General features: G+C 36.6%; 11 protein-coding genes. All 11 read left to right on the top strand.

Translation table 11 applies throughout. The features are described 5' to 3' along the window. Positions 1 to 23: 23 nt before the first annotated feature. The 11 genes from QME45_07100 (at position 24) to QME45_07050 (ending at position 17455) form a co-directional block, all read left to right on the top strand. Complete coding sequence (locus QME45_07100) at positions 24 to 1874, top strand: ABC transporter substrate-binding protein (GenBank protein ID MDI6618430.1); 1851 nt, start codon at positions 24 to 26, stop codon at positions 1872 to 1874. 137 nt (positions 1875 to 2011) lie between these two features. Next, positions 2012 to 3016 carry an ABC transporter permease gene (locus QME45_07095; protein ID MDI6618429.1) on the top strand — a complete coding sequence of 335 codons (1005 nt, stop codon included), beginning with the start codon at positions 2012 to 2014 and terminating at the stop codon, positions 3014 to 3016. Between the two features lie 96 nt (positions 3017 to 3112). Continuing rightward, on the top strand, positions 3113 to 4354 hold the full coding sequence (locus tag QME45_07090; GenBank protein MDI6618428.1) for an ABC transporter permease: 1242 nt from the start codon (positions 3113 to 3115) through the stop codon (positions 4352 to 4354). A 10-nt stretch (positions 4355 to 4364) separates the two neighbouring features. After that, a complete protein-coding gene (locus QME45_07085; GenBank protein ID MDI6618427.1) occupies positions 4365 to 5372 on the top strand; it encodes an ABC transporter ATP-binding protein in 1008 nt (335 codons plus the stop codon). After that, positions 5365 to 6183 (top strand): ABC transporter ATP-binding protein, encoded by an 819-nt coding sequence (locus tag QME45_07080; protein ID MDI6618426.1) that lies wholly within the window; start codon positions 5365 to 5367, stop codon positions 6181 to 6183. Before QME45_07085 ends, QME45_07080 begins: the two co-directional genes overlap by 8 nt. 230 nt (positions 6184 to 6413) lie before the next feature. After that, positions 6414 to 7370, top strand: coding sequence for an ABC transporter permease subunit (locus tag QME45_07075; protein ID MDI6618425.1), 957 nt, complete (start codon positions 6414 to 6416; stop codon positions 7368 to 7370). Between the two features lie 15 nt (positions 7371 to 7385). Further along, on the top strand, positions 7386 to 8279 hold the full coding sequence (locus QME45_07070; GenBank protein MDI6618424.1) for a carbohydrate ABC transporter permease: 894 nt from the start codon (positions 7386 to 7388) through the stop codon (positions 8277 to 8279). A gap of 143 nt (positions 8280 to 8422) precedes the next feature. Next, positions 8423 to 10021, top strand: a complete 1599-nt coding sequence (locus QME45_07065; GenBank protein MDI6618423.1) for an extracellular solute-binding protein — start codon at positions 8423 to 8425, stop codon at positions 10019 to 10021. Between the two features lie 175 nt (positions 10022 to 10196). Beyond that, on the top strand, positions 10197 to 11456 hold the full coding sequence (locus QME45_07060) for an FAD-dependent oxidoreductase (protein MDI6618422.1): 1260 nt from the start codon (positions 10197 to 10199) through the stop codon (positions 11454 to 11456). A 43-nt stretch (positions 11457 to 11499) separates the two neighbouring features. Then, positions 11500 to 13776, top strand: coding sequence for an AraC family transcriptional regulator (locus tag QME45_07055; protein ID MDI6618421.1), 2277 nt, complete (start codon positions 11500 to 11502; stop codon positions 13774 to 13776). 412 nt (positions 13777 to 14188) lie between these two features. After that, positions 14189 to 17455, top strand: a complete 3267-nt coding sequence (locus QME45_07050; protein ID MDI6618420.1) for a DEAD/DEAH box helicase — start codon at positions 14189 to 14191, stop codon at positions 17453 to 17455. Positions 17456 to 17464: the final 9 nt, after the last annotated feature.

Genomic DNA, 17464 nt, shown 5'->3' with positions numbered 1-17464 from the left:
ATTATAATTGGAGGGTTTCTAGAATGAACAATCATTTAAAAAAGTTTTGTGTATTTTTAGTGGTGGCAGCAATGATTGCAACGCTGGCTGCCGGATGCGGTAAAAATAAAAATACCGTAGATACAAACACAAAAGATAAAGGCACAAAAACAGAGGATAAAAACTCGACTCCCAGAAATGAAACACTTTATTTTAATGGACAGCAGTGGGGAGCTATAAATGACTGGAATCCCTTATCAAGTAATTCAAACAATGCCATGGGCGTTGGGCAGAAGGATTCAGCCAGGACGCTAATCTATGAAACGCTTTATATGTACAACATGCTGGATGGCAAGTTGTATCCGCTGTTAGCAGATGGGGATCCTGTATGGAATGATGCCCATACGACGCTTACGGTTAAGATTAACAAGGATGCAAAGTGGAGCGATGGGACTGCAGTTACTGCGGATGATGTGGCTTACACATTTGATGTAAATGTAAAATATGAAACTGCGGCTGGCTTAGATTACAAGGGATATATCGAAAGCATAAAAGCGCAGGATCCTTCCACAGTAGTGATTACAGCAAAATTAAACAGTTCAGGACAGGCGATTAATCCACTGAAGGTTTTGGAATATTTGCCAAAGATGTATGTGCTTCAGAAAGCATATATTCAGAAAGTTGAAGCAAGGAACAATAATGATGCTACCAAGATAAAGACAGACAAGATGGAGGATTTAGTGGCATCGGGACCATATAAACCCTATATCGCAAATGATCAAAAGGTTGTATTTCAAAGGGACGATAATTACTGGGGCAAGGCGGCATCAATGTGGGGCAAACTTCCGGTTCCCAAATATATCGGCCATAACATATTCAAAGACAATGCTTCCGGAGATACGGCATTCAAGGCCGGCGAGGTTGACGTTTCCCAGCAGTTTATAAGCGATGTACAAAGTATGATGTCGGGTGGAAAGATATCGACTTACCTTCCGGAGCTTCCATATTATGTAGCGGCTACAATGCCGACTGCTTTTTATAACTTGGAGAAACCGGGGCTCGATCAGGTTGCAGTGCGCAAGGCAATTGCCCTTGCAGTCGATTATGACCAGATTATTAAATCGGCCATGAGCGGATACTCTCCGTCATTTAAGGATGTACCGCGCAGTTTAATGAATCCATCGGATGCAGAGCAGAAATTGGTGGACCAGAGCGCATTAAAGAGCGTGCAGTGGGCTGGAAATGATGTCGAAGGTGCCAAGAAGCTTCTGGACGATGCGGGCATAAAAGATACGGATAACGATGGAATCCGTGAATACAAAGGACAGAAACTTTCATTCAAGGCCGAATGCCCTCAGGGGTGGTCAGACTGGAATGCTTCCCTTGAAATAGTGGCAGCAGCCGGAAAGAAAATAGGTATCGATATCCAGACTTATTTCCCGGATGCAAACACATTCTATGATGATCTGTCGAACCAGCACTTTGATATAGCCATGTGGAGTCCATCGGCAGCAGGTATTTCCAATCCTTGGACGCGTGCATATGGTTTATTATCAAGTTCATATAACTCAATGAAGACCCAGATGATAGGAAACTTTGGCGGATTTTCTGATAAGAGGGCGGATGAGCTTTTATCATTAATCCCTCATGAGACGGATCAGGCAAAACTTAAATCAGAGTATACGGAGTTATCAAAGATTTATTTGACTCAGGTGCCGTCATTCTCATTGATGTACAGACCTGAATTATTCTATACGGTTAATGAAACTGTATGGACGAATTATCCGCAGAAGGGCTTAAAATCCGATAAGGGTGTTGAGATACCTCCATATGATTTAACGGATGGTTATGGTATTGCAGGATTGTACTCGATTAAATTAGTAAGCGGTAAATAAACTGCCTGCATATTATGTTTGAAAAATTAGCCATGCTTTCATAAAATCAAATGAAAAACATGGCTAGTTTTTCATTTGATTTTTGAATAAAATGCCTTGGTAAAACAGGAACATTACTATATAGAGGTGATGACGCATTGAATGTTTATAGAAAATACTATTCTAAGAAGATAATATGGTATGTGTTGACTCTTATTGTCGCAGTAATTTTAAACTTTCTTCTGCCCCGCTTGATGCCGGGCAATCCGGTATCAGCCATTGCGGCAAGAACTGCGGTTGGCATCACGGACCAGACAGCCGTACAAAGGGTTTATGAAAATTACGTGAAAACTTTCGGAATAGACAAGCCTTTGTATGTGCAGTTTTTCCATTATATTGTAAATATATTCAAAGGGGACTTTGGCGTTTCATTTATTTATTATCCAAGAACCGTATCGGATATACTGGCAAAATCCATAGGATGGACAATAGCCCTGCAGCTGCCTGCAATTTTAGTAGGCTGGTTTCTGGGCAACCTTTTAGGCGCTGTGGCGGCATATATAAGGAAAGGCTGGGACAAGGGCGTACTGCCGGCTTTTTTATTCTTAAGCAATATGCCGGCATTTGGAATGGCCATTCTATTGCTATTTTTCTTCGGAGTTCATTTAAAATGGTTCCCTACATCGCTGGGATATGGATATAATATGAACCCTAACATGAGCCTGCAGTTCATCGGCTCGGTTATCTATCATTATCAGCTTCCATTCTGGTCCATTGTACTTATTACAATTGGAGGGCAGGCTATTGGAATGCGTTCCATGTCGATTTATGAACTCGATGCGGATTATGTCAAATACAGCCGCTTTCTTGGCATCAAGGATAGCAAGGTCGTAAAATATGTTTTTAGGAATGCAATGCTTCCTCAGATTACCGGACTTGCATTATCGCTGGGAACCATGGTAGGCGGCGCATTGGTAGCTGAGATTATTTTCAGCTATCCTGGCCTTGGCACTACACTTCTGGCGGCCATAACCGGAAGGGATTATCCGGTTATATCGGGATGTACGCTGATTATCACCATAATGGTGCTTATCGCAAACTTAGCTGTTGAGATACTTTATGGTTTTATCGATCCAAGAGTCAAGGCAGTGCAGCAGGACTGATAATGTATGTCAGGATTAATTTATCTTTAACGTATAGCTCTTAGTAGATAGAGCGTTTTAAGCTGTCCTGCGCTTACGAGAAAAGGAGTTGATATTATGAAAAATATGCTAAGGCAAGTATTTCATTCTCCAAAATTTATTGCTGGGTTTGTAATTTTTGTAGTGATGCTGTTTACAATTATATTCTATCCTCTGTTTGTAAGGGCAGATCCGCTGGAGATGGTGGGTGGACTATTCTATAAACCGGGAACGTATGTATCCGTAAAAGATACCGTGCAGACAAATAAATATACTTTAAAGATAAATACAGCTTCAGCGAAATTGAATTCCATATCAGATGCAGATAGAAAAAATATGGCCGACTGGCTTATCAAATTTGGGAATGTAAAAAAATCCGAAATCAATGTCAATGATGTGGCAGCTCTTGTTAATCTATGGGAAGAAAATTATAATCCGGATTCTCCCCAAACAGGATTACTTGCTGCTGAGAAACAGCAGTATGTAAGACTTAATAACAGGATAAATCAATTAATCAGCAATGATGATGTATATATAGCAACCAAAAATGACAAGGGAGAGTTGGAGTCAAAGTCTCCCCTTGATTCACAAGCTTTTGCCAACATTAAAGATATTTTAAATAAAAAGACATTTATTCTGGGGACCGATAATTTTGGAAGGGATGAACTGACAGAACTTGTAGCAGCCATGGGTACATCATTAAAAATCGGGCTGGTTGCAGGCACCATAGCTACGCTTATCGGATTGATACTGGGGCTGCTTGCGGGATATGTGGGAGGAACATTAGACGATTTTATCATGTTCGTTACAAACATATTTACAGTTATTCCATCATTTATCCTTTTAGTTTTAATATCGTTCAGCGTAGGTGAAAAAGCAAGGGGGGTTATGCTGACAGCATCCATCATCGGTTTGACTTCATGGCCATGGACTACAAGATCCGTGCGTTCCCAGGTTATGTCCTTAAGAAACCGTGACCATGTCAATCTTTCAAAATTATCAGGGCACAGCCTTCCCAGGATTATTTTGACAGATATATTGCCGTATGTAGCTTCCTATGTGGTTATGGCATTTATTCTTCAGATATCATCAGGAATTCTTTCCGAGGCGCAGCTTTCCATGCTGGGACTTGGTCCGGCCACAACAAAAGTTTCAACACTCGGGCTTATGATGAACTGGGCCATGGCGTACAAGGCGCCTCTTAGCGGGGCATGGTGGGCATTTCTACCGGTTATTCTGGCGATCACTTTAATATCATTTTCACTTAATTTGATGAATACAGGGCTTGATCAGGTATTCAATCCACAATTAAGAGATTAAGGAGCGGCTTATGGGGAAGATAATGTTGGAAGTAAACAATCTAAATACAAAATATATAACGAGGCAAAGAGAAGATGTCTATGCAGTTGATAACGTTTCTTTTAAAATAGAAGAAGGGAAATCGCTTGGCATAGCGGGCGAATCCGGATGCGGCAAATCCACGTTGGCACTTAGCCTGATGGGATATTATTTCGCGCCGCTCCATTACATCAGCGGGGATATTATCATAGATGGAAGGAATATCTCCAGTATGAAGCCGGACGATATACGAAGACAGATTTTAGGAAGTGAAATTTCATATATTCCACAGGCAGCCATGAACGCATTAAACCCAACCCAGAAAATAATAAGCTTTATTGAAGATGTTATTCACGCCCATAACCCAAAGGCTGCAAAAGGGGATATCCATGATCTTGCGAGGGAAAGATTCGAACTTTTGGGTCTGCCTTCTGAAGTACTGCAAAAATATCCAGTGGAATTATCGGGAGGCATGAAGCAGCGTACAGTTATTGCGATTTCAACTATCCTTTCGCCTAAAGTTCTTATTGCAGATGAACCATCGTCTGCACTGGATGTCACTTCCCAAAAAATGGTTATCAAAATGTTGAGGAGCCTAATGGAAAAGGGATTGATAAAATCGATGATTTTTATTACTCATGAGCTTCCTCTGCTTTATAATGTGACCGACGATATTATGGTTATGTATGCAGGACAGATGGTAGAAAAGGGGACCGCCCGTGAGATGGTATTTGACCCCATGCATCCATACTCCAAAGGTCTTATGGGTTCAATCATAGTTCCTGAAGCGGGCATAAAGAATAGAAAGCTTACTGCAATTCCCGGAACCCCTCCGAATTTAAAACACCCTCCGGTAGGCTGCAGATTTAAAGAACGCTGCAGGTATGCAAAAGAGGAGTGCGGAAAGCAGAAAGTTTCGGAAAGAAAATTTGGCAACGGCAGAATGTATCGCTGTGTTTATTCGATAGAGGAGCTTAAGGAGATGTATAGGCATGAATAATACAAAAATGATTCCTTGCTTAAGCGGGAAAGGCCTTACCAAGATATTTGGAAATTATAAAATTAAGACCGTGGCTGTAGACCATGTCGATTTTGAATTCCACAAGGGAGAGGTTATATCCATCGTGGGAAAAAGCGGGAGCGGCAAAACCACGTTGGCCAAGATGATATTAGGGCTTATCAGCGTAACGGAAGGTGTGATATACTTCAACGGGAAGATAAGGGATATATCGACCCATAAAAAGAAAGAGAATTACTGGAGAGGAATACAGGCCGTATTTCAGGATCCGTTCTCATCATTTAATATGTTTTATAAGATAGATTCCGTACTTTTGGACTGCATAAATATGAGAGGCGGGAAGCACTTGCCAAAAGAGAAGAAGATTGAGCTTATGACAGAGGCCTGCAGCTTTGTAAATTTAAAATTTGAGGAGCTTACCAATAAATATCCATTCGAGCTATCGGGCGGACAGATGCAGCGCCTTATGATTGCAAGGATTTTTCTCTTAAAGCCTCAGATCTTAATTGCAGATGAGCCTACGTCAATGGTAGATGCATGCTCGAGAGCGACCATACTGGATATGCTCTTGAAATTACGCGATGAGAATGACATGACTATTGTATTCATTACTCATGATATCGGTCTTGCATATTATGTATCCGATGTCGTATATATAATGGAAAACGGGAAGTTTGTAGAACATGGCAGCGCAGAGGATGTCATACTAAATCCGAAAGAGCCTTATACGAAAAGGCTGATAGGCGATGTCCCCAAGATTTATGAAAAATGGGATCTGACAACAACTGCATGAGAACCCAGATAGTTAAATAGCAATAGAGTTAAAAATATAAAAACTACAGCTTTTTATGCTGTAGTTTTTATATTTTTTGTTTTGATCTTTTCATCAAGAGCCTACAGGCTTGCAATTAAAGTATTATTCAGCTAACGTAAAAAATTACATATTGCAGCAAAAATGACAAATTTACAAATATACAGTTTATTGCTATTATCTTTTTAAATCAGCTATGGGGGGGACAAGAAATGTTTGCTAAAACAAAGCCGGATATATATGTAAAAAGAAATACAAGAAGGATTCACAAGGTTTTAAATAAGATACTCTATAATTATGACTTATATTTATTGCTGTTGCCATCATTCATTTATGTCATTATTTTCCATTACTATCCATTATACGGTTTGCAGATAGCATTTAAGGATTTTATACCTACTAAAGGAATATGGGGAAGCCCATGGGTTGGATTTGAACATCTAAAAAGATTCTTTAATTCATATTATTTTTGGACTCTTATAAAAAATACACTTGGCATAAGCCTTTATTCGCTTATAGTAGGATTCCCGATTCCGATTATTTTGGCATTGATGTTGAATGAAGTTAAGAGTAATTTTTTTAAAAAGTTGGTACAGACTGTAACATATGCTCCACATTTTATATCAACAGTTGTAATGGTTGGTATAATACTCGCCTTTTTATCACCTACAAGCGGTATTTTAAATACATTGATAAAATTTTTAGGCGGAGAGCCTATTGCTTTTATGCAAAAACCTGAATGGTTTAAAACTATTTACGTTTTTACAGGTGTATGGCAAGGCGCCGGATGGGGCTCTATCATATATCTGGCAGCTCTTGCTGGTATAGATCCGCAGCTTCACGAAGCGGCCTTAATGGATGGTGCTACAAGGCTTCAAAGAATATGGTATATTAATATTCCAGGAATTTTGCCAACGATAGTTATACTTTTGATTTTAAGATCAGGGTCAATTATGAATGTAGGCTTTGAAAAAGTATTTTTAATGCAGAATCAGTTGAATATGGAAGCATCAGATGTAATATCCACGTATGTTTACAGAAGTGGGCTTTTACAAGCGCAGTATAGTTTTTCATCAGCAGTGGGGCTGTTTAACTCAGTAATAAATTGCTTCTTGCTCGTAATTGTCAATAGTATTACAAGAAAAATCGGAGAAACTAGCTTATGGTAAAGGGGGATCTCTAACATGATAAGAGAAACAAAAATGGATAGAATATTTAATTTTGTTAATGATTTTTTTCTTATAGCTGTTCTGATGGTTGTATTGTATCCCTTGATTTATGTGATTAGTGCATCCATAAGTGATCCTATATTGGTAAACCAAGGTAAAATGTGGCTGCTCCCAAAAGGGATAACATTCGAAGGGTTTAAGAGAGTATTCCAATATGCAGATATATGGGTTGGATATAGAAATACGATATTCTATACATTAATCGGGACAATGATAAGTTTGTTCCTTACATTTACTTGTGCATATCCGCTTTCAAGAAAGGATTTACCAGGTAGAAATATTTTTATGACTATATACACAATTACTATGTTTTTCAGTGGAGGATTGATACCTACATATCTTTTAGTGAAAAGATTGGGATTTATTAATAAAATATGGTCTATGATTATACCTGGTTCCTTTAGTGTGTGGAATTTAATAATTGTTAAGACATATTTTCAAAACAGTATTCCTAAAGAATTACAAGAGGCATCCATGATAGATGGATGTTCCAATATGTATATATTTATTAACATAATATTGCCACTATCAACGCCAATAATTGCTGTCATGACACTATTCTATGGAGTTGGTTACTGGAATGCATTCTTTAATGCATTAATATATCTAAGTAACCGGCGACTTTTTCCATTGCAACTTATATTAAGGGAAATACTTATACAACAAGAAATGAGCGCACAGATGATGATGAATGGAGATAATATGGTAGCTATGGCCGAGCAGGCAAAGCTTGCTGATATTATAAAATATGCAGTTATAATAGTTTCAACAATTCCTGTATTGATTATCTATCCATTTTTGCAAAAATATTTTGTACATGGGATTATGGTGGGAGCAATAAAGGGATAAGTAAATTGGTGGAGATAGGGAGCGCATGCAAGGATAACTGGATAATAGAGGAAAAGATTTAAACTCAGTTAAATGTATGTTTTCAATAATTATTAAGCGGTCTGATGGCAGGAAATTAACTATTAAAATTATGGAGGGTAAAAATGAAAAAAATACTATCTATGGTAATTGCTTTAATGCTGATACTTAGCACGCTTTCAGGTTGTGAAAGTAGAAAACAGACAAATTCAAATCAAAGCGATGATAAGAAAGCAGCAGAGAATCTTAATTTAACAGGTTTTCCAATTGTAAATAATAAAATAACATTAAAAATCATGGGACCAAAGGCATCTATACAGGCTCCATGGGATCAAATGGATGTTTTTAAAGAAATGGAAAAAAAGACTAACATACATTTTGAATTTGACACTCCGCCTGCGGAAAGCTATCAGGAGAAAAAGAATCTTGCTTTTGCAAGCGGCGAACTTCCAGATATATTTTTCGGGAGAGATTCTATTAACCCTGATGATGAGGCAACTTATGGCTCACAAGGAACATTGGTTCCTATAGAAGATCTAATTAAAAAATATGCACCTGATATCGAAAACATATTTAATAAATTTCCCAACATTAGAAAGAGCATTACTTGTGCTGATAATCATATCTATTCACTTCCAAGCGGTACGGATTTACCTATGAATCTTACCGTAAAAATGTGGATTAATCAGGAATGGCTTAATAATGTGGGACTGAAAATGCCTTCAAATGTAGATGAACTATATAATGTTTTAAAAGTTTTTAAAGAAGATGATCCTAATAAAAACGGTAAATCAGACGAAATACCCATGTCGTCTGTTAAGCTTGACGATATCAGGAGTGGCATACTAAGCGCATTCGGTTTTGTTGATAGCAGAGAAGCAGTAAAAAATGGCAAAGTAATATTTGTTCCAATAGAGCAGGGATATAAAGAATACTTGACATACATGAATAAATTATATAAAGAAGGTCTTTTAGATAATGAAACATTTTCTCAGACATCACAGCAGATGACCGCTAAAGGTAATCAGGAGAGAGTGGGATTATTTGCCAATGCGGGTCCATTCCTTACTGTAAAAGCTGAAGATAATGATAAATATCCTGCATTACCTCCACTGACAAGCAGTGTGAATAGTCAAAAAATGTGGCCGAAAAATCCAGAGGCAACTGTAACAGCATTCGCGATTACAAATAAAAATAAATATCCTGAAGCATCTATAATATGGGTTGATTATTTATATACAGAAGAAGGTAGCATATTGTTCCATAATGGTATAGAAGGGAAACACTGGAAATGGGTTGATGTAAATGGAGAACGCCAGTGGGAAAGAATAACTCCTGAAGGGAAGGCAAATCCTGAAGAATGGCGTGCAACTGCTACACCAAATTGTGGTACAGGTACTCCTGAAATATGGTCTAAAGATTTTGCTGAGAAACAGAAGGATCCTCTTAATGCTTTCATAAGGAAGGAAGTTGCTGAAAAATATGAACCTTCATTTAAAGAAATATTTCCACAGATACGTTTCAAACCGGATGAGCAGAAACAGTTAACAGCACTTGAGACAGACCTTAATACTTATGTCGCTCAAATGGAAGGCAAATTCATATCGGGCAATATACCTATGAGTGAATGGGATGAATATGTGAAAAATATAAAGAAGATGAATTTGGACAAAGTTCTATCGATATATCAAACTGGTTATGATAGATGGAATAGTGTAAAATAAGTAAAAAAATTGGAGATTTGTAATTTTACAGATCTCCAATTTCTGGTTGTGCGCCACGCATGGTGTGTAACTTGACGGTGAAAGTCCGCTATGGGGGCTGGCAGTTGCCAACCATTAGCCAAGCGCAAGGGTGTCCTCTGTGAAGATGTATAAATATGAGAAAGGATAGGATAAAATGAAAAATTATATTTTTGAAAGCATAAAGACTGAAATAAAGGGTGAATATGATGTTATAGTATGTGGAGGAGGGCCTGCAGGTATCGGGGCGGCAATTGCCGCATCCAGAAATGGGGCAAAAACATTATTAGTTGAAAGATACGGATTCCTTGGAGGCATGTGGACTGCTGGCCTTATAAATCCCATATTTGATTATGCAAACAAGGGTGGAATAATAGAAGAAATTATTATAAAATTAAAAAAAAGGCGAAGCTTCGGTGGATTTATAAATAGTTGTTTCAATTATGATGATATAAAAGTCATATTAGATAATATGGTTAAAGAAGCAAGAGTGTTGCCTTTGTATCATACATGGATATCAAGGCCTGTAATGGATGAAAATAGAGTAAAGGGGATCATTACTGAGAACAAAAACGGAAGATATGCATATCTATCAAAAGTTGTAATTGATTGCACAGGAGATGGCGATGTTGCAGCAGATGCAGGTGCAGATTATAAGATAGGCAGAGACGCAGATGGTAAAACTCAGGCTATGACACTTATGTTTGTATTAGGCAATATTAAATATAACCAGACGGATGCATTTCAAGTTTATAATCTTATGAGAAGAGCTGTTGATGAGAATAAATTGCCTTACAAAATTCAGTATCAACGCCCTTTTATTATACAACTTCCAGGACAGGATGCAGCAGTGGTGCAGCTTACTCATATAAGAGGGCTTAGTGGGCTGGATGCCAGTGACCTTACAGAGGCAGAAATTGAAGGAAGAAAACAGGTGATGGATACTATAGAATTGTTCAGAAAATATATACCCCAGTTTAGAAATGTAAAATTGTTATATACAGCTCCTCAAATTGGAATCAGAGAAACAAGAAGAATAATTGGAGAATATAAACTTTCGTTAGAGGATGTTATTGAAGGAAGGCAGTTTAATGATGGTATCACCACAGTTACATCCGGTATAGATATACATGAACCGGATACTGCGGGTCAGAATTGTATAAAAGTTAAACCATATCAGATACCATACAGATGTTTAGTCCCTAAAAAAATAGATGGCATTTTGACAGCAGGTAGGTGTATTTCAGGTTCATTTGAGGCTCATGCATCCTACAGGGTAACTGGTGATTGTATAGCAATAGGGCAAGCAGCCGGTACTGCAGCAGCTCTTTCAATTAAAAACAATTGCAAAGTCAGAGATATAAATACTACAAAACTTATTAATCTTCTGAAGGCGCAAAATGTTAGAGGATGTTAAATAAGATCTTGTTTTTTATAGTCTATTTAAGGGGTGATAGTTGATGATAAATAACGGTAAATCAAATATATTATATAAATATCTGCTATCTTATCTATTAATGTTTATTATTCCTCTTATTATAATGGGTTCTATGATGTATAAAAATACAGTTATAGATTTAAAAAGGGAAGTTGAAGTTTCAAGTATAAATAAACTTGAACAGATAAATTCACTTATCAGTATGAGAATGTGTGAATTGCAAAATATGGCTGCCAAGATATCTTATGATCCTGATCTGATGAGCTTTATGGTAAAAAACGGAGGTTATAATACAAAAAAAGCGATAGAGGAACTCAGTAAATATAAAGATAATAGTTCATTTATCGATGAAATTTTTTTGTATTTTCGTGGAGATAATATTATATATTCTTCTTTAGGGTCAAATTCATTGGATACATTAATACAATATGTATACAAATATAACGCATGGGATAAACAACAATTTATAAATGACATAAATAATATAAGCTTTCCTTCGATACGCCCTGCAGAAGATGTCAATATAAACAAAAATGAAAACTTAAAGCTTTTGACATATTTATATCCTATACCACCTAAAAGTGGATATCCTTATGGCACAGTTATTTTTATTATACGAGAATCTATGATAGATAGGATGATATCAAATGTATTGGGTAATTTTCAAGGAAGCGTCTATATAGTAGATGAAAATAATAATATACTGGCCTCTAAAAACAGCGGCACATCCATAGAACCTAAGGATTTATTTTTACAGATGAACAAGCATAATGCAACAGGAATATATGAAGCAAGTTTAAATAAGAAAAAGTATTCATTTATAAATGTAAAATCTGAAACTACCAAATGGCGGTTTATAGTAGTTATGCCTACTTCTCAATTTTTAGTCCGTATTGTTCATATGAGGATGTTAATATTACAGATTATGTTGCTGAGTTTAATTATGGGAATCGGTATTGCATATACCTTATCAATTAAAAACTATCGTCCTATCAAAAATTTATCTGAGTATATAAAGGAACGCTGGTCTAAAACTATAGCCTTTAACGGGAATAATGAACTTGATACTATACGTAATGCCATGGATGATGCTATTTCACATAACGAATATCTTATTGCTGAAATGGACACACAACGACCTATGGTAAAACAACAATTTTTATCGAAACTTTTAAAGGGAGATATATCAAATAGTGAGGAATTAACTCATTTATTAAGCAGTTCTCAGTTAATTTTTAAGGGACAGTATTTTTCTGTTATGCTGATATCACTGAAACCGTATAAAACACTTTCAGTTTCTGAAAAAGAAAAAATAATACAGTTTCTATCACATATTGAATCTCAGTATATTAGCGGATATGGTATCGAATTAATACAGGGAAATGCAATAGCTCTTGTATTAAATATGGATAATTATAATGGCTCACGGTATGCACATATATTGTTAGCAAGGCATTTAATTTTAGTTTTAGGAGAAAATTTTAATATAACAACTTCTATAGGTATCGGAAGAACTTACCATGATATTATGTGTGTTAATCGATCCTTTATAGAGGCTTCTGCTGCATTGGAGTACAGAACTGTAGATAAGGCTGTTAGCTTTTCTTTTTTTGATGAGGTTGTAGCTTCAGCATATAACTGTCAGCTACAGTGGTATCCTGCAGAAGAACAATTACGGCTTGCACAGAGTATAAAACAAGGTGACAGAACAGTGGCGATAGATACGTTAAAGACTATAATGAGTTGTGTAATTGAAAAGAAAATGCCAATACGAATGCTAAAATTTATTTGCTTTGATATTATAAATATTATTGTCAAAGCATTGAGAGAAATGAAGATAGAAAAATTTACAATAAATATAGAAGATTATTTGGAATTTCAATCTATTGAAAGCCTATACATCAAGTTAAGCGGGCTTATTGGCAGTATATGTGATTATATTGAAGAAAATAGAGAGAGTAAGAATATAATTCTTCGCGATAATATTCTATTATATATAAATAATAGTTTTAAAAATTATGGATTAAGTCTTGAGAATATTGCAGGTCATTTTAATCTTTCTATCTCATATTTAAGCAGATTTTTTAAAGAACAAACAGGTAATACTTTTACCGAATATATAAAGAAATTGCGTATAGATGAGGTGAAACGTCAGTTGGTATCTACTAATAGGCCTATAAAGGATATTGTTCAGGATGTCGGCTACTTTGATATCCCAAGCTTTGTAAGAAAGTTTAAAAGTATAGAAGGTATCACTCCGGGAGAATATAGAAAACTGAACTTAAAAAGGATCATATAATTGAATTGATTTAGGTAAACAAATCCCTTCGGGCATTCATGGTAAAGACCCGAAGGATTTTTAAATTTGGATATTGATTGTTTTTTTGTTATAATAGATTAAATAATGAAAATATCATTCGGTAAACTTGTTTGAAAAGTTTATTCTTGTCAACAATATTATGTGATGCTGGGTGTATAAAGATTATTTGAAGAATATTATGGAAAGAGCAATTAGCGGAAAGTCTTTAGAGTCTGTTAACGCATGTTCAGGATAAGCAGAATCATGTTTGAGCTAAGATAAGTTTTGATTCTGCCCTGAACAAGTTTACAGACTCTATATACTTAGAGCTTAGCGATCGAAATAATATTCTTCAAATATAAAATATGCACCCGGTGATGCTTAAGCCGAAAACAATCAAAAGGTGATGTATATGTTTAATATTACGGACAATACGATAAAAAAAGGCTGTTACTCTCGCTCAACATTGCTAAAGGGGCTTCAGTACTATAAGGATGACAGGGTTATAGATGTCGATATAGATGTGTTAAAAAGAACTGTACATGCTGTTGTATGCGGGACCGACTATTATTCGGTGCAGATTTCATTTTCTTATGATGATGACAGTATACAATCTGCAAAATGCGATTGCATAGCACACAGCGAGTATCCGGGATATTGTAAACATATAATCGCCACTCTTTTTTACTTAAAAGAACGTAAATCATATTTAAAACGTAGTATACCATCTTCTTTTGAAGCTGAATATAAAAGTAAAAAAGCAGCCAGAGATATAATAAATTTTTTTGAGAATAAGGCAAACAAAAGATTAAGAAGGCCTGCCAATATAGAAGTAAACCTGGAAATAGGCAAGGATTACCAGAGTGATGACGGTTTGCAAAGGAAGGCATCTTTCAGGATAGGTGAGAGTAAACTTTATGTTATAAAAGGCATCAGCAATTTTATAGAATCTGTTGAGTCCCACGCAATTATAGAGTTTGGCAAAAATTTTACTTATGATCCACATAACATCATGATAAGGGATGAGGATGTTCCCCTAATTAATTTTATTAAAGAAATGTACCAGTTGGAAAAAAGAATGATGGACCATTCGGACTATTACAGTTACAACGGCGTATTAAACGGTAAATATATTATACTTACGCCTGAAACCACTGCGCGTTTATTTGAAGTTATTGGGGATAAGACGTTAAACGTGACCATAATGCAAAAGGTTTTTAGCAATGTGCACATTGAAAAGAAGGATCTGCCTGTAGAATTTATGCTGAAGGATTCAGGGAACGATTTGATATTGAGTATAAATATAGCAGGATGGTCTTTCCCTCTTACGCCTGACGGAAGGTATATATTTCAAAATGGAATCATATATAACATCTCAAAATCCCAAAGGGATAGCCTTACTCCGTTTTTTAATGCTGTGAGTGCGGCCGGTTTGAAAGATATAAAGTTCTCCAAAAAAGATGGGGAAAAGTTTGCATCCGTAATACTTCCCAATATAGAAAAAGTCGGGAAATTAAAATTGGATGATAATATGAAGAATAAAATATGCCGGCAGCCTCTAAATGCAAAAATGTACCTTGATAAGCAGGACAAGAAGGTTACTGCAAGGTTTGACTTTATATACGGGGATATTAAAATCGATCCTTTTGAAAATAAAAAAGAGAATAATAGCGGCATTTTGGGCAGGGATAGCTTAATAGTCCGTGATACTGAAAAAGAAAAGGAGATACTGGATTTGGCAGCGAGTTGCGGTTTCAAGGAAGGCGAAGACGGGCTATATATGGATGACGACGACAGGATATATGAGCTTGTATGCATAAACGTCCAGAAATTCCAGAACCTTTGCGATGTATTCTATTCCGAATCATTCAAAAACATCAAAATATACAATTCGCCGTCTTATAGAACCAGCATAAGATTTAATGAAGATACCGATTTGCTTGAGTTTGATTTTTCAATCGATGGGATAGATAAAGATAGTCTGCCTCAGATTTTTGCATCCTTGAAGCGGAAAAAGAAATATTATCGTCTGCCCGATGGCTCATTCATACCTCTAAAGTCCGAGGAGCTTGACAATGTATCCGATATGATAGAATCCCTCAACATAAAGGAAGACAGCCTCAAGAAAAAAGTTATTAACCTTCCCGTCTTCAGGGCGATGTATATGGATGATAAATTGAACGAGCTTGGAAGCGTCCATATTGAACGCAGCAAGTCTTTCAGCAAAGTGGTCTCAAATATAAAAGAACCTGAGAATATGGAGTTTGATGTGCCTGAAAGCTTGAAGTCCATAATGAGAGGATATCAGGTTACGGGTTTCAAATGGTTAAGGACGCTGGCGGCTTATAGGCTCGGCGGCATACTGGCAGATGATATGGGCCTTGGCAAAACACTGCAGGCCATCTCTTTTATACTTTCTGTGAAAGACAGCGTCAGGATTCCATCGATAGTAATATGTCCTACATCCCTCATATATAACTGGGAAAGTGAAATCAAAAAATTTGCGCCTTCTCTTAAAACGCTTATTATTTCGGGAAATAAATCCGAAAGGGAAAATATGATGAGGCGTATCAACGATGCCGATGTTGCCATAACTTCTTATCCGCTTATAAGAAGGGATATAATAAGCTATAAAAATATAAGATTCGGATATTGTTTTTTAGATGAAGCACAATATATTAAAAATCCCAATTCAATAAATGCAAAATCCGTAAAAGCGATAAACGCTCAGGGTTACTTTGCACTTACAGGTACGCCCATAGAAAACAACCTGACGGAGCTTTGGTCTATATTCGATTTCCTGATGCCCGGATATCTGCTGTCTCATAAGAAGTTTTTAGAGAAATTTGAAAGACCTATTATGAACGGGAATAAAGACGCCCTGACGGATCTCAACAGTCATATAAAACCTTTTATATTAAGAAGGCTTAAGAGGGATGTTCTAAAGGAATTACCCCCCAAGATTGAAAGCGTCGTTACAGCCGAGCTTACAGATGCGCAAAAAATCATATATCTTGCATACCTTCAGAATATAAAGGGTGAAATTCAAAAGGAGATACAGACAAGGGGCTTTGAAAAAAGTCAGATAATGATACTCGCAGGACTTACAAGGTTGAGGCAGATATGCTGCCACCCGTCACTTTTCATAGAAAATTATAATGGAGGAAGCGGAAAGATGTGCCTGCTTTTAGAGCTTATCCATGAACTTAAAGAAGGAGGACACAGGCTGCTTTTATTTTCACAGTTTACACAGGCATTGAAGCTTATAGAAAAGAATATAGAAGATGAAAACATCTCATATTTTTACCTTGACGGGAATACAAAAGCAGAAGACAGAAATAAGATGGTGAATGCATTTAATCAGGGATTCAGGGATGTATTTTTGATATCTTTAAAAGCGGGAGGCACGGGGCTCAACTTAACCGGCGCCGATACGGTCATACATTTTGATCCGTGGTGGAACCCTGCTGTAGAAGATCAGGCAACGGACAGAGCTTACAGGATCGGACAGGAAAATTCCGTTCAGGTTATGAAACTTATTACAAAGGGTACTATTGAAGAGAAAATACAGAATCTTCAGCAGAAAAAGAGGCATCTTATAAATTCCGTCATAGAATCAGGTGAGAAGTTTATTTCCAAGATGACTGAGGAGGATATAAAGGAACTTTTCAGCATATGAGACATTACC

Source organism: Clostridiales bacterium (assembly GCA_030016385.1).
Taxonomy (GTDB): Bacteria; Bacillota; Clostridia; order Clostridiales; family Oxobacteraceae; genus JASEJN01.
Note: the sequence above shows the minus strand (reverse complement) of the source record. Positions and strands in the feature narration are given on the sequence as shown.